The organism is uncultured Nitratireductor sp. (assembly GCF_913053745.1).
In the GTDB taxonomy this organism is placed as follows: domain Bacteria; phylum Pseudomonadota; class Alphaproteobacteria; order Rhizobiales; family Rhizobiaceae; genus Nitratireductor.
Genome location: NZ_CAJXGF010000027.1, coordinates 1 through 14,463 on the forward strand (window position 1 = coordinate 1; position 14,463 = coordinate 14,463).

The window sequence follows — 14,463 nt, forward strand, 5'->3', positions numbered from 1 at the left end:
CCCGCGCGCGCGGGCCGCGGCCCGGATCGCATCCAGCGCCTCATCGACCAGCAGGTGTTCATCGCCGGAGACGAGGTAGCAGGGCGCCAGGTTTTTCTTCAGGTGGGCGGGAAGCTGCTTGCTCTGGAGTTTCAATGCCTTATTAGCCGCCTAGCTGCTCGAGATTGACGGACTCGTCTTCGAGCAGCACCGGGATGCCGTCCATGATCGGGTACAGGACCTTGCCGTCGTCAGTGACGAGGGCCGCGTCCATCGAACCGGCGAGAACGTTCCCGTCGCGGTTCCTGAGCGTGCCCGCCTCGATCGCGGCATTCACCTTGCCGAGAAGGTCCCGGCGCGCGAGGGTCAGGCCCTTTTGCGTAACGGGACAGCGGAGGATTTGCAGCAAGCGCTTTTCCATGGCGTTCGAGACTTGATTACACCTCGACCGGCCGGCCAATACAAGCGCTCAGGCGCCGGCAACCGGCCGCCCGGCGGACAGGGCCGCGACCAGCTCGTCGTTGCCGGTACGGGCGATGCCGTCTTGATGGTGGAATCGGAAGCACAGCAGCTTCCCGAGGACGTCATGCTCGGCGCTGTCATGTTCGGCCACAAAAACTTCCAGCCGGTCATCGACGCGGTCATCAAACTCGCTGAAGTCGCCGCCAAGGAGCCCCGCGATTTCACACCGCCGGATCTCTCCGAGCTCGAAGGCGAGATGCTGAAGACCGTCGAGAACGAACTGCGCGAAGCCTATAAGATCACCGACAAGCAGCAGCGTTACGACGCCGTCGACGCTGCCAAGGCCAAGGTGAAAGAAACGCTCCTGCCGGAAGGTGAGGAAGAGACCAAGTGGTCGGCCGAACAGGTCAACACCGTTTTCAAGAGCCTGCAGGGCAAGATCGTTCGGTGGAACATCCTCGATACCGGCGGCCGCATCGACGGACGCGATCTGAAGACGGTTCGCCCGATCGTCGCCGAGGCCGGTCTTCTGCCGCGCACGCACGGTTCGGCGCTCTTCACCCGTGGTGAGACGCAGGCCCTCGTGGTGGCCACGCTGGGCACCGGCGAAGACGAGCAGTTCATCGACTCGCTCACCGGCACCTACAAGGAGTCTTTCCTTCTGCACTACAACTTCCCGCCCTATTCCGTGGGCGAGACGGGCCGCATGGGTTCGCCCGGCCGTCGCGAGATCGGTCATGGCAAGCTCGCATGGCGCGCTATTCACCCGATGCTGCCGGAAGCGGATCAGTTCCCCTACACGCTGCGTGTCGTTTCCGAGATCACCGAATCCAACGGCTCGTCTTCCATGGCGACCGTCTGCGGCACCTCGCTGGCGCTGATGGATGCCGGTGTACCGCTGGCAAAACCGGTTGCCGGAATCGCCATGGGCCTGATCAAGGAAGACGAGCGCTTCGCCGTTCTCTCCGACATCCTGGGTGACGAAGATCACTTGGGCGACATGGACTTCAAGGTCGCCGGCACGGATGAAGGCATCACTTCCTTGCAGATGGACATCAAGATCGATGGTATCACCGAGGAGATCATGCAGATCGCCCTCGACCAGGCCAAGGACGGCCGTCTGCACATTCTCGGCGAGATGGCCAAGGCCCTTTCCGAGAGCCGCGGGGAGCTGGGCGAATTCGCTCCGCGCATCGAGGTCATGCAGATCCCGACCGACAAGATCCGCGACGTGATCGGTTCCGGCGGCAAGGTGATCCGCGAGATCGTCGAGAAGACCGGCGCCAAGATCAACATCGAGGACGACGGTACGGTGAAGATCGCTTCTTCCAATGCCAAGGAGATCGAGGCCGCGAAGAAGTGGATCCACTCCATCACTGCAGAGCCGGAAGTGGGCGAGATCTACGAAGGCACGGTCGTCAAGACCGCCGACTTCGGAGCTTTCGTGAACTTCTTCGGCCCGCGTGACGGTCTGGTACACATCTCGCAGCTTGCGCAGGAGCGTGTCGGCAAGACCACCGATGTCGTCAAGGAAGGCGATAAGGTGTTCGTGAAACTGATGGGCTTCGACGAGCGCGGCAAGGTCCGCCTCTCCATGAAGGTCGTTGACCAGGAGACCGGCAAGGAAATTGTCCGTGAGAAGAAGAAGGAAGAGGCCGAGGACGCCGAAGGCTGAACTTGCTTCCCTTCTGAACGACGAGCGGGCGCGCGCCTTCATGGCCGCGCCCGTTTTCACATCCGGAATTTAAGATGAAGAACGATACACCTCTTGCCACCCTTTTGTTTCCGTTCGAGCGCGGGCTGATCGATCCGCCGGGCGCGGAGGATCGTGTGCTTTTTCTTGGCGCACCGGGAACGTTTCGTCTTCCCCCCGATTTTGCTGGAGATATGGCCGCCGTGCAGGGCTATCGGCCCGATTATCTGGCTCTCCAGCGAGGTGGCTTTTCCGTCACTCCTGAACCGGTAGGGGAAAAATATGACCTTGCGCTGCTCCTGCTTGGCCGACACCGGCGCGAGAACGAGCAACGTCTGGCGGAGGCTTTGAAGCGCACCCGACCCGGTGCCAGAATTGTGGCGGCTTGCGCCAAAAAGGACGGCGGCGGCAGTGTGCGCAAGCGCATGGGGGCTCTTCTCGAGCTGGAGGACCATGCTTCCAAGCATCACGGCGTCGTCTTCTGGCTGCGCCGCCCGGATGCGGTCGAGACGGCTCTGACCGCACTGAATGTGGGGAAAAGTGCGGCGGACGGCTACATCACCGCCGCGGGTGGATTCTCCGATGATGGCGTAGATCCGGGCTCGGCCATGCTCGTCGATTGTCTGCCGGCTGATCTGTCAGGAGCAATCGCCGATTTCGCTGCTGGCTGGGGTTATCTTTCCGTTGCGGCGGTCGCGCGCGCGCCGGATGTGAAGAGCCTTGATCTTTATGAGGCCCATCACGCCTCGCTGGAAGCTGCCCGGTGCAACATGGCTGCCAGAGCGCCGCGGATGTCGGCACGTTTCTTTTGGCAGGATCTTCTGGGTGAGCCGGTGAACGAGCGCTATGACGTCATCCTGATGAACCCGCCGTTTCATCGCGGCCGGGCTGCAGAGCCCGATATGGGGCACGGGATGATTGCAGCGGCCGCGAAGGCGCTCAAGCCGCGCGGTAGGCTTTTCCTCGTTGCCAACAGACAGCTTGCCTACGAGGAAAGTCTGGAAAAACATTTCGCGGCACAGGGTGAGCTGCGCCGCGATACGGTGTTCAAGGTATTGTGGGCACGCAAATAGGACGCCCGGTTGAGCGAGGCGTCAGTCGTCGCCAGTGGCCGCGCTCAGCCGCTTCAATTCTTCCATGGTGGGCATGGAAACGGTGTTGTAGCCGGAATCCACATAGTGGATCTCGCCGGTCACGCCCGACGAGAGGTCCGAAAGCAGATAGAGCGCCGAACCGCCAATCTCGTCGATTACCACGGTGCGTCTGAGCGGTGCATTGCGCTGCTGGTAGGAGAACATGTAGCGCGCATCGGAGATGCCGGCGCCGGCCAGTGTGCGTACAGGTCCCGCTGAAATCGCATTGACGCGAATGTTGCGCGGACCATAGTCGCTCGCCAGATAGCGCACGCTGGCCTCAAGACCGGCCTTGGCTACGCCCATAACATTGTAATTGGGCATGACGCGGGTAGAGCCGGCATAGGTCAGCGTCAGCATCTGCCCGCCATTGTCCATCATTTCCGCTGCTTTACGGGCGATTTCCGTAAAGGAGTAGCAGGATATGATCATGGTTCGGACAAAGTTGTCGCGCGTGGTGTTGGCGTAGAGGCCCTTCAGTTCGCTGCGGTCGGAAAAGCCGATCGCATGCACGATGAAGTCCAGAGAACCCCACTCTTCTTTCAGGCCGTCGAACACGCCGTTTATGGAGGCGCTGTCTTCCACGTCGCACGGGAACAGAAGCTTGGAACCTGCCTTCTCGGCCAGCGGTTTCACGCGGCGCCCGAAGGCCTCGCCCTGATAGGTGAAAGCCAGTTCCGCACCGTGCTCGGCAAGCTTTTTGGCGATGCCCCATGCAATCGAGTGATCGTTGGCGACCCCCATGATGAGGCCGCGCTTACCTTTCATCAAACCGTCCATGGTTCGTATTTCACCCTGCGTAACGCTGGAAAACAAGCGTGGCGTTGGTACCGCCGAAGCCGAAAGAATTCGACAGGACCGTGTCTATCTTGGCATTGTCGATGCGCTGGCGCACAATCGGCATGCCGTCGAATTCCGGATCCAGTTCGGTAATGTGCGCGCTCTCTCCGATGAAGCCTTCCTGCATCATCAGGATCGAGTAGATCGATTCCTGCGCCCCAGCGCCGCCAAGCGAATGGCCGGTCAGGGACTTGGTCGAAGCAATGTGCGGAATGTCGTTACCAAACACTTCGCGCACGGCGCCCATCTCGCCGGAATCGCCCACCGGCGTCGCTGTGCCATGCGTGTTGATATAATCGACCTTGCCGTCCACCGTGGATAGTGCCTGGCGCATGCAGCGTACCGCGCCTTCGCCCGAAAGCGCGACCATGTCGTAGCCATCCGAGGTCGCGCCGTAGCCGGTAAGCTCGGCGTAGATTTTCGCGCCGCGCGCCTTGGCGTGCTCCAACTCTTCTAAAACCAGGACGCCAGCGCCGCCGGCGATGACGAAACCGTCACGCGTCACATCGTAGGCGCGCGAAGCCGTGGCGGGCGTGTCGTTGTGCTTCGACGACATGGCGCCCATGGCGTCGAAAAGGTTCGACATGGTCCAGTCGAGGTCTTCGTGGCCGCCGGCGAACATCATGTCTTGCTTGCCCCACTGGATCATCTCCGCCGCATTCCCGATGCAGTGCGCCGAAGTCGAGCAGGCCGACGAGATCGAGTAATTCACGCCGTGGATCTTGAACCAGGTCGCGAGCGTTGCCGATGCTGTGGATGACATGGCCTTTGGCACGGCAAACGGTCCGATGCGCTTGGGCGAACCCTTGTCGATGGTCGTCTGCGCGGCTTCCACGATGGTGCGGGTGGAGGGGCCGCCCGAGCCCATGATGATACCGGTGCGTTCGTTGGTGATATCGCCCTGTTCGAGGCCGGCGTCGGCGATGGCTTGCTCCATGGCGACGTGATTCCATGCGCCGCCCTTGGAAAGGAAGCGCATCGCACGGCGGTCGACCAGTTCGGCCGGGTCGAGTGTCGGTGCTCCCCAGACCTGGCAGCGGAAGCCGTGATCGGCGAAATCCTGCGAGAAGGTAATGCCGGATTTCGCTTCACGCAACGAGGCGGTGACCTCATCGGCATTGTTGCCGATCGAGGAAACGATGCCGAGACCGGTAACGACGACGCGTCTCATGATGCTCTCCTTGGGCCACACCGCGTGGCCGCCAGTGATGAATTGAAAATCAGTCTTCCTGCTTGGCCAGACCGACGCGCAGGTCGGTTGCCTTATAGATGGGCTCGCCGTCGGCCTTCAGCCAGCCGTCGGCGATGCCGAGCACGAGACGGCCCTTCATGACACGCTTGAAATCGACGCCGTACTCGACCTTCTTGACCTCCGGCGTCACCATGCCCTTAAACTTGACTTCACCGGTGGAGAGCGCCATGCCCTTGCCGGGCAAGCCGAGCCAACCGAGATAGAAACCCGTCATTTGCCACATCGCGTCCAGGCCGAGACAACCCGGCATGACGGGATTGCCGATGAAATGACAGGGAAAGAACCAAAGGTCGGGTTTGATGTCGAGTTCGGCGCGAATATAGCCCTTTCCGAACTCGCCGCCTTCTTCCTGGATGTCGGTAATACGGTCGAACATTAGCATGGGCGGGGCGGGGAGTTGCGCATTGCCGGGGCCGAAAAGTTCACCCCGTCCGCAAGCCAAAAGGTCTTCGTAATCGTAGCTGTTTTTCGTTTGCGCCATCAATAGCCATCCCGTCGGTGGTCCGGTCGTGCCGAGACCGTTCTTTTCATTGTCCGAACTCCCTATCACAGCTTGTTTCTTGCTGGAAACCGCCGTTTTGGGAATTTGCGATGCCCCGGGCGGCTGCCCCCGGAAAACTGCCGCTATTGATCGCTTTGAATGGAGCGAATATATGTCAGGAGGGAATTGCTGCAGCTAGAACCTCAGCATTGGCCGAAGGTTCGGGCAACAGGAAGGACGGACGGGTTCATTGTCGATTTCGAATGAAGCGCAGAACATCACGCTTGAGGAGCGCTTGAGAGACGCGGGCTTGCGCCCGACGCGTCAGCGCATCGCGCTCGCCGATCTTCTCTTTGCAGCCGGCGATCGTCATGTTTCCGCCGAAGCGCTGCACGAAGAAGCTCAGAATGCAGGGTTCTCGGTTTCGCTTGCCACCGTCTACAATACGTTGCACCAGTTCACCGAAGCGGGCATGCTGCGCATTGTCCAGGTGGAAGGCGCGCGCACCTATTTCGATACCAATGTGTCGGACCACCACCATTTTTTCTACGAGGAAGACGAAACGGTTTTCGACATTCCCTCGCGCGGCGTTGAGGTTCGCAACCTGCCGGAGCCGCCGGACGGGACAGAGATCGCCAATGTCGATATCGTTGTACGGCTGCGGCGCAAGCGACACTGACGCGACTTGTTTCTCAGTCCTTCACCGTCTCGCCGGGATAGGCACCCCAGATAAGCGACTGGTTCACCCAACCTGAATGGCCGGCGAATTCCATCTCGCACCAGTCGCCATTGCAGACCTTGATCGATCCGATTGCACCTGGCTCGATGCGAGCCAGCAGGCGGGCGTCCTCGCGGGGGTCAGACCGCAGGTCGATGTCGGCTTCCTTACCCTTGAACCAGGGGGCAGCAATGCCGGTGCGGCGTCCCGAGAGCAGCGCCTGGTTGATCCAGCCTTCCGCGCCGTCGGCGTCACGCACCCGGCGCCAATTGTCGTATTCCTGAATGATCTCCATGGGCAGGCCGGATTTCAGGTACATCCAGTTCACCGCGTAGCTCAGACCTGGCCCTATGCGCATGTTGACACGGCTCGACTTCAGGCTGACGAAACGCGGCAGCGGGAGACCGCTCGGACCGACTTTCACATTCTGTTCGGTGTTCGTCTGCGCTTGACTTGAAACGGGAGTTGCCGACAGCAACGCGACCGTGAGCGCGGCGAACAATAAACGGAACGGCACGCTAATGGTTTTTCTCAACATTTGTATTCCATCTGTATCGGCCGCGAGCGCAAATGTTGGACACAGAAAGTCACTAGCAACATCATGATTCTATGGGAATTTGCGATTTTGGCATTCGACATCGAGCGGGTTCCGAACGTCAAATTCATTCCGCTGGCCGGCATCACAAACTCCGGTAACCCTTGTTCCGGCGGAACGAGCGCTTCCACCCTTTTTCTTTGTCTTGGCGCCCCCTGCTTGATAGAGAGAAGGCAGCCCTGCTCGGCATTGCAGTGTCGTTTATCTTGGTTAAAGAGGTATCAACAGGGCGTTATTTTGGAGACCATATGACCGTCAGGAAGAAGCCTCTCGTCGTCATCACCCGCAAGCTGCCGGATCAGGTCGAAACGCGCATGCGCGAGCTGTTCGACGCACGTCTCAATCTCGACGACAAGCGCATGTCGCAGCCCGAACTGGTGGCCGCGGTCAAGGAAGCCGACGTTCTTGTTCCCACAATCACCGACCGTATCGATGCCGCCCTCATCGCCCAGGCAGGCGAGCGATTGAAGCTGATCGCCAATTTCGGCAACGGCGTCGACAATATCGATGTTGCCGCAGCAGCCAAAAAAGGCATTACCGTTACCAACACACCCAATGTGCTCAACGAAGACACCGCCGACATGACCATGGCGCTCATGCTCGCGGTGCCGCGTCGCTTGACGGAGGGTGCGGAGCTCCTGCGCAGCGGCGAAAAATGGGGCGGATGGTCGCCCACATGGATGCTGGGGCACCGCATCTGGGGCAAACGTCTCGGCATTGTCGGCATGGGACGCGTGGGTACCGCGGTAGCGCGCCGGGCCAAGGCTTTCGGCCTGTCGATCCATTACCACAACCGTCAACGCGTGGCACCGGCCATCGAGGACGAACTGGAGGCGACCTATTGGGACAGCCTCGACCAGATGCTCGCCCGCATGGACATAATCTCCGTCAATTGCCCCTCCACGCCCGCAACGTTCCATCTCCTGTCCGCACGGCGGCTCGAGCTGATGCAGCCGCGTGCCTATGTGGTGAACACGGCACGCGGCGACGTGGTGGACGAGGATGCGCTGATCCGCCTGATCGAAGAGGGAAAGCTGGCCGGTGCCGGGCTCGATGTGTTCGAGCATGAACCGTCGGTCAATCCCAAACTCCTGAAACTCGCGCAGAAGAACAAGATTGTCATCCTGCCGCATATGGGCTCGGCCACAATCGAGGGCCGCGTCGACATGGGGGAGAAGGTGATTATAAATATCCGCACTCTATACGATGGCCATCGCCCGCCGGACAGAGTGTTGCCCCGGAACGTCTGAGCAGGCTTCTATGTCGCTGCCGCCCGCCTGTATTTCACTGTCTCGAAGCGCGCGGCCAGTGCGTCGTAAAGGAGCAGGCGGCCGATAAGCGGTTCACCGATTCCGGTGACAAGTTTGATGACTTCCATCGCTTCCAGTGTTCCCATCACTCCTGTTAGCGCCCCGACAATCCCCGCTTCGGCGCAACTGGGCACCAGCCCCGCCGGTGGCGGCTCCGGAAAGAGGTCGCGATAGCCGGGCAAGAGCTTGCCGTCTGCGTCGCGCTCGAAAGGCTTGAGTACGGTTAGCGATCCGTCGAAACGACCGACAGCTGCCGTCACGAGCGGGCGTTCCACAGCCGCGCAGGTGTCGGCCAGAAGATAGCGTGTGGCGAAATTGTCCGATCCATCCACAACCACATCGTAGGCGGTGATGATTTCCGCCGCGTTCTCCAGATCGAGACGTTCGGAATGCGTTTCAACCGACACGTGCGGATTGATGCGGGCGATGCTCGCTTTGGCGCTCTCCACTTTCGTAACGCCGACATTTGCGGTGTCGTGGATGACCTGCCTTTGCAGATTGGACAGCGAAACCGTGTCATCGTCGATCACGCCCAATGTTCCAATGCCGGCGGCGGCGAGATAGCTCAGAACCGGTGCGCCGAGCCCGCCTGCGCCGATCACCAGAACGCGCGCCTTCTTTAGTTTCTGCTGTCCCGCACCGCCGATTTCCGGCAGCACGATATGGCGGGCGTAGCGTTCCAGCTCGCTGGCGGAGAGCGCGGATGGGGAGGTTGCTTTCTGGATCATTCGGCGACCTTAATCCGGCAAGAAGCTTATGTCAGCGTCGGTCTTGGATTGCGCCGGCGGACACCGAAAGAAACTGCGCACGGCCATCGAGCGCGGAGAAGAGGCTCGCTTCAGTGCCCGTCATGAAGGCCTGGCAATTCAGCTCTTCGAGGATCGAGAACAACGCTGCCCGCCGGTCGGGGTCGAAATGGGCGGAAATCTCGTCCAGAAGCAGGATGGGCGCGCTGCCCGAAAGCTCGCCGGTGAGGCGTGCATGGGCGAGGATCAACCCCACCAGCAAAGCCTTTTGTTCCCCAGTAGAGCAGCGTGCGGCGGGCATGTTCTTGGGCGCATGGCGTACCTGAAGCTCGCTGCGGTGCGGGCCTTCCAGTGTGCGCCCGGCGGCGCGGTCGCGCGGCCGGTGATCATACAGGAGCCGGCGGAACGTCTCTTCCACATCCACTGCGGCATGGTGGCCGATTTCCGCGTCGATGGTGCCTTCGAGTGCGATTTCGGCGGTGGGGAAGGGACCGCCGGCCGGTAAACGCTCATTCATTGCTGCAAGCAGACGAACCATCTCGGCGCGCGCCGCTGAGATCGCCACGCCGGTTTCGGCCATCTGTGTCTCGATGGCATCGAACCAGCCGCCATCACGCGAGTCTTCCGCAAGCAGCCGATTGCGCGCACGCATCGCCTTCTCATAGTCGAGGGCGCGACGTCCATGCGCGGGGTCGATGGCTAAAACGAGACGGTCGAGGAAGCGACGGCGGTCGCCACCCGGTCCTGTGAACAAGGCGTCCATGGCCGGGGTCAGCCACAGAACGCGCACCCATTCGAGCATGGCATCCGCAGTTCGCGCCGTCTCCCCATTGATCCGCAGACGGCGTCCTCCTGTCTCCGCGGCGGGCTGCAGGCCAGCTGTACCCGTGCCGATCTGGCATTCGCCGAACGGGCCCGCAAGCTTCGTGTGGATGGCGAAGCCCGTCTCCACACCTTCGCGCGCGACGTCGTCGAATCTGGCGCGCCGTAATCCGCGGCCGGGAGAGAGGAAGGAAATCGCCTCAAGCAGGTTTGTTTTGCCGGCGCCATTCTCGCCGGTCAAAACCACCGCACCGGGTGCCAGATCCAGCCCCAGGGCATGATAATTTCGAAAGTCGGTCAGGCTCAGCCTGGTGACGTGAACCTGGGCTGGGGTCTGTTCGCCGGATGCTTGTTCCACCAAGGGAGGGCCAACGCCAGTGCGCTCTAGACGCGCATCGGCATGAGAACGTACAGCGTGCTTTCGTCGCCTTCGTCCTGCACGAGCGTTGGCGAGCCGGCATCCGCCAGCAGGAAGCGCGCTTCATTGCCCGAGAGCTGCGCAGCCACGTCCAGAAGATAGCGAGCGTTGAAGCCGATCTCGATCGGATCCGAACCGTAATCGGCGGCCAGTTCTTCAGTCGCGGATCCTGAATCCGGGTTGTTCACCGTTAGCGTCACTTGTCCTTCAGCGATGCTGAGCTTTACGGCCCGGCCACGTTCCGAAGAAATTGTCGACACACGGTCGACGGCCGAGGCAAAGGTCTGACGGTCGATGACCAGTTTCTTGTCGTTGCCGGTCGGTATGACGCGCTGATAATCTGGAAAGGTGCCGTCGATCAGTTTCGAAGTCAGGATGACGCTGCCGATGGTGAAGCGGATCTTCGTGTCCGAAAGCTCGACAGTGACAGCCACGTCCGGTGCATCCACCAGTTTCTGCAGTTCGCCGACTGTCTTGCGCGGGATGATGATGCCAGGCATGCCCTCGGAACCCGCAGGTGCCTCCATTTCGGCGCGCGCCAGGCGATGGCCGTCCGTCGCCACGGAGCGCAACTTCAGCCCGCCATCGGCTTCGATCGTGTGCAGAAAGATACCGTTCAGATAGTAGCGCGTTTCCTCAGTGGAGATGGCGAACTGAGTCTTCTCGATTAGAGCCTTCAAGTCCGCTGAGTCGAGCCGGAAAATGTGCGAGAAATTGCCGGCGGAAAGCTCGGGGAAATCAGTCTGCGGCAAACACTGAAGGCGGAAACTGGAGCGGCCGGCCATGACGGACATGGCATTGCCGTCCTCATCCGTCTTCAGCATGACTTCGGCACCATCTGGAAGCTTGCGCACAATGTCGTAGAGCAGGTGCGCGGGCACGGTCGTGGCGCCCGCCTGCTCTATCGTTGCGCCAGCCGCTTCGGTCACTTCGAGATCGAGGTCGGTCGCTTTCAATTGCAGGCTTGCCCCGTCCGCGCTTAGAAGCACGTTGGAAAGGATCGGTATGGTGTTGCGGCGTTCCACCACACGATGAACGTGATTCAGGGACTTCAGGAGGGTGGAGCGTTCGAGAATAACACGCATGACCGATCAATCTCACTTAAATGAAGAATAGCCCTGCGAACATGACGCATGTCCAGGACAGCCATGAACAGGCTTCGATTTGCGCCAAAATGACAGGAAACCGACAAGAAACGCAAGCCTGTCATGGCGTTACGTCTCTGTTCGCCCCGCTTTCTGGGGAAAACGGCAGAGTGGCAGCCGGAGGGATGCCCAAAGGCATACAAGAAGGAACGGCGACGGTCGCTCGACCGTCGCCGTGATGTCAGATCCTTCAGGCTTGATCGCTGATCAAACGCTTGAGGAGCTCGATTTCCTGCGCTAGCTGCTTGTCCCCGTCAGTCAGGCCCTCGATCTTACGCACCGCGTGCAGGACCGTCGTGTGATCGCGCCCACCGAAGCGGCGCCCGATTTCGGGAAGAGAGCGCGGTGTCATGACCTTTGACAGATACATGGCCACCTGTCGCGGCTTGACGATGGTGCGCGTGCGTCGGTTCGACAAAAGTTCCGTCTTGGATACATTGTAGTGGCGAGCGACGAGGCGCTGAATATCCTCGATGCGAACACGCTTGGGTTCGCCCGCTCGGCAGACATGTCCGAGAATCTCATCGATCCGGTCGATTGTGATCTGCGGCTCAAAGGAGTGACGGAACAGAAGCTGGTTGAAAGCACCTTCCAGTTCGCGTCCGCTGCCGGTGACGGAGCGCGCCACATGGACCAGAATCTCTTCCGGTATGTCCAGTGAGGCGTCTTCCGCCTGGGCACTCGCCAGACGCTGCTTCAGAATGGACAGGCGCATAGCAAAGTCCGGTGAACCGATCTCTAGAGAAACGCCGCCATTGAGCCGTGATTTCACGCGGGGTTCAAGCGATTCCAGCTCCGACAGCGGACGGTCCGCGGCTACCACCACCTGGCGTGCGCTGTCGAGCAGCATGTTCAGCAAATGGCAGAACTCGTTCTGTATCGACTTGCCCTGCAGGAACTGCATGTCGTCGATGATGAGAAGGTCGATGTCGCGCAATTGCTCTTTGAGGGTCAGCGCGTTGTTGTCGCGTATCGCAGTTGCGAAACGCCACATGAAGTATTCCGCCGTCAAGTAGACGACGCGGGCCTGTGGTTTGCGACGCAGCGATTCCGCCGCTATGGCCTGCAGCATATGCGTTTTGCCGAGGCCGACCGATGCGTGGAGAAAAAGCGGATTGAAACGGATCGCATTGGAGTCCGACTCCGCAACGGTGCGCGCCGCAGCGCATGCGACGCGGTTGGACGCGCCTTCGATAAGCGAATCGAATGTATAGCGGCTGTCCAGCGGCGATCCCAGAATGTTGGAGCGCCCCTCCGCTTCGGGAACTTTGACACCGTTGGCGCGCAGCCCCGCGCTTCCGCCAAGCGTGCCCGTGGCGAGCGCGGTCTGCGGCTTCGCTGCTACTTTGCGGGCAGCGGGCTTGCTTTCCTGATTGACGCGGACATTGCGCGTCGCTGTGCGCACCACGATCTCGACTTTGAGTGTGTCGGGTGCTTCCTGCTTCCACAATTCGGTGATGAGGTCCAGATAGTGACCGTTGATCCATGAACGAAGGAAAGCCGTTGGCACGGAAATCCGTACGCAGCCTTTCGAGGCTTCCATCAGCTTCATTCGGCCAAACCAGCTGGAATAAACTTCGCTTCCCAGCCGTGCGCGAAGTTGCGTCTTAACGCGCTCGAAAACTGTCTCTGATGGCCCCGCCTTGCCTTCCTGCTTGTCTGCGTTCGCCGTCTCCTTGCCTTCCTGCTGAGACATCTGCTCTTGAAAAGAAACCTCCCCAGTCACTTCCCTTTCGGCGCCGCTTTGCATTCCTCGTGTCCCTGTTGCTTTGAGTGGTGTTTTTCACGGCCGAGTCAGTTTTGAGATCGTTTGTCTCTGCCCGGTCCGTGTTTTTATGACGATTGCTGGCCAGCCTGACTTCTGGCCCTGGATCCTCCTTTCCTCACTACAGTTCGTGAGCCGCAGTTCAATCTCGCCGCAGTTCAATTTCATTGTCGCAGTCACCGGTTGTTTTGATCGATCCGGTAACGCTCGCGCTCGTTTTCCCCCGGCGCGGATGCGCCTGAAACGGAACCCCGACAAACGAGCCAACGGGGCCGTTTCGAGAGCGCACAAAGACCCCGCGCGGATAACAAACCGCGTCGCAATGAATGCCGATTTGGGCTTAAGTCATCGGGCTTTGGCTGCCCTCTCGATGGTTTGACACTACCGAAATCCTTGTGGAAAGGGCAAGGGCGGGTCTGCCGCTTTTTTCTCGAATCTGGTCTTGTGCCTGGCGTTAAAATCGGCATCGCCCGGGATGCGAATGGATAAGCCTTTTGGATTCAAAAGCCTTTTCCGAATGATCGCATGCAAAGTGCGGGGCGAAAAAAAATCTTAAAAAAATACTTGACATTTCCGCTTGTAACAGGTGGCAAGCGTGACATGGGCAACCTGTGGATAAACTTCTATAATTGTTTGAAAAACAAAGAAAATTCCGAACGTCGACCATTTTGACGAGATGGTTATGTGACGAAAATAATACGATTCTCAAACACTTACGGCGGCAAACAAAAAAGACCGTCCCGGACAATGCGAAGTTGTCCAGAGCCGGTCTTTTTGATGGCAAAGAAAAACCCGGCATGCTCGCCGGGTTGATCCTGAAAGTCAGCAGTCGGGATTAAGCGCCGAGCGCCTTCACACGCTGTGCCAAGCGGGAAACTTTCCGCGAAGCCGTGTTCTGATGAAGAACGCCTTTGCCGGCGGCGCGCATCAGCTCGGGCTGTGCCGCCTTCAGCGCCGTCTCGGCCGCTGCCTTGTCGCCGGAGGCCAGTGCTTCTTCGACCTTGCGAACGAAGCTGCGCACACGCGAGCGACGGTTCTTGTTAACCGCAGTACGGCGAGCAATCTTGCGCACCGCCTTCTTGGCCGAAGTCGTGTTGGCCATGT

13 protein-coding genes and 1 pseudogene are annotated in these 14,463 nt (G+C 60.0%); 4 read left to right on the forward strand and 10 right to left on the reverse strand.

What is annotated here, in order from left to right:
• Positions 1-142 precede the first annotated feature (142 nt).
• Complete coding sequence (locus tag QZ638_RS06550; RefSeq protein WP_295808204.1) at positions 143-388, reverse strand: hypothetical protein; 246 nt, start codon at positions 386-388, stop codon at positions 143-145.
• Positions 389-493: 105 nt separating this feature from the next.
• Here QZ638_RS06550 and pnp point away from each other — a divergent pair.
• Both pnp and QZ638_RS06560 read left to right on the forward strand, forming a co-directional pair.
• Positions 494-2,116: pseudogene (pnp, locus tag QZ638_RS06555) on the forward strand (polyribonucleotide nucleotidyltransferase); the annotation flags it as partial.
• 74 nt (positions 2,117-2,190) lie between these two features.
• The gene (locus QZ638_RS06560; protein ID WP_295808207.1) at positions 2,191-3,207 is read left to right on the forward strand and encodes a class I SAM-dependent methyltransferase; all 1,017 of its coding nucleotides are present in this window, start codon (positions 2,191-2,193) and stop codon (positions 3,205-3,207) included.
• Between the two features lie 21 nt (positions 3,208-3,228).
• On the opposite strand, the gene fabI is transcribed toward QZ638_RS06560, so the two are convergent.
• The 3 genes from fabI to fabA are packed head-to-tail and all read right to left on the reverse strand — an operon-like array spanning position 3,229 to position 5,840.
• A complete protein-coding gene (gene fabI / locus QZ638_RS06565; protein WP_295808208.1) occupies positions 3,229-4,047 on the reverse strand; it encodes an enoyl-ACP reductase FabI in 819 nt (272 codons plus the stop codon).
• Between the two features lie 10 nt (positions 4,048-4,057).
• Complete coding sequence (gene fabB / locus QZ638_RS06570; protein WP_295808209.1) at positions 4,058-5,278, reverse strand: beta-ketoacyl-ACP synthase I; 1,221 nt, start codon at positions 5,276-5,278, stop codon at positions 4,058-4,060.
• A 49-nt stretch (positions 5,279-5,327) separates the two neighbouring features.
• Positions 5,328-5,840 carry a 3-hydroxyacyl-[acyl-carrier-protein] dehydratase FabA gene (fabA, locus tag QZ638_RS06575; protein WP_295808210.1) on the reverse strand — a complete coding sequence of 171 codons (513 nt, stop codon included), beginning with the start codon at positions 5,838-5,840 and terminating at the stop codon, positions 5,328-5,330.
• A gap of 256 nt (positions 5,841-6,096) precedes the next feature.
• Here fabA and irrA point away from each other — a divergent pair, with 256 nt between their 5' ends.
• The gene (gene irrA, locus QZ638_RS06580; protein ID WP_366936210.1) at positions 6,097-6,519 is read left to right on the forward strand and encodes an iron response transcriptional regulator IrrA; all 423 of its coding nucleotides are present in this window, start codon (positions 6,097-6,099) and stop codon (positions 6,517-6,519) included.
• Between the two features lie 13 nt (positions 6,520-6,532).
• On the opposite strand, the gene QZ638_RS06585 is transcribed toward irrA, so the two are convergent.
• Positions 6,533-7,096: an SH3 domain-containing protein gene (locus tag QZ638_RS06585; protein ID WP_295808213.1), complete on the reverse strand. Its 564-nt coding sequence runs from the start codon at positions 7,094-7,096 to the stop codon at positions 6,533-6,535.
• 305 nt (positions 7,097-7,401) lie between these two features.
• On the opposite strand from QZ638_RS06585, the gene QZ638_RS06590 reads away from it, so the two are divergent.
• Positions 7,402-8,403 carry a D-glycerate dehydrogenase gene (locus QZ638_RS06590; RefSeq protein WP_295808215.1) on the forward strand — a complete coding sequence of 334 codons (1,002 nt, stop codon included), beginning with the start codon at positions 7,402-7,404 and terminating at the stop codon, positions 8,401-8,403.
• Positions 8,404-8,411: 8 nt separating this feature from the next.
• On the opposite strand, the gene QZ638_RS06595 is transcribed toward QZ638_RS06590, so the two are convergent.
• The 5 genes from QZ638_RS06595 to rpsT all read right to left on the reverse strand — a co-directional run bounded on the left by QZ638_RS06595 (position 8,412) and on the right by rpsT (position 14,461).
• Positions 8,412-9,191, reverse strand: coding sequence for a molybdopterin-synthase adenylyltransferase MoeB (locus QZ638_RS06595; RefSeq protein WP_295808217.1), 780 nt, complete (start codon positions 9,189-9,191; stop codon positions 8,412-8,414).
• A gap of 31 nt (positions 9,192-9,222) precedes the next feature.
• A complete protein-coding gene (recF, locus tag QZ638_RS06600; protein WP_295808218.1) occupies positions 9,223-10,392 on the reverse strand; it encodes a DNA replication/repair protein RecF in 1,170 nt (389 codons plus the stop codon).
• Between the two features lie 23 nt (positions 10,393-10,415).
• Complete coding sequence (gene dnaN, locus QZ638_RS06605; protein WP_295808219.1) at positions 10,416-11,534, reverse strand: DNA polymerase III subunit beta; 1,119 nt, start codon at positions 11,532-11,534, stop codon at positions 10,416-10,418.
• Positions 11,535-11,784: 250 nt separating this feature from the next.
• A complete protein-coding gene (gene dnaA / locus QZ638_RS06610) occupies positions 11,785-13,344 on the reverse strand; it encodes a chromosomal replication initiator protein DnaA (protein WP_295808220.1) in 1,560 nt (519 codons plus the stop codon).
• 850 nt (positions 13,345-14,194) lie between these two features.
• On the reverse strand, positions 14,195-14,461 hold the full coding sequence (rpsT, locus tag QZ638_RS06615) for a 30S ribosomal protein S20 (RefSeq protein ID WP_295808221.1): 267 nt from the start codon (positions 14,459-14,461) through the stop codon (positions 14,195-14,197).
• Positions 14,462-14,463: the final 2 nt, after the last annotated feature.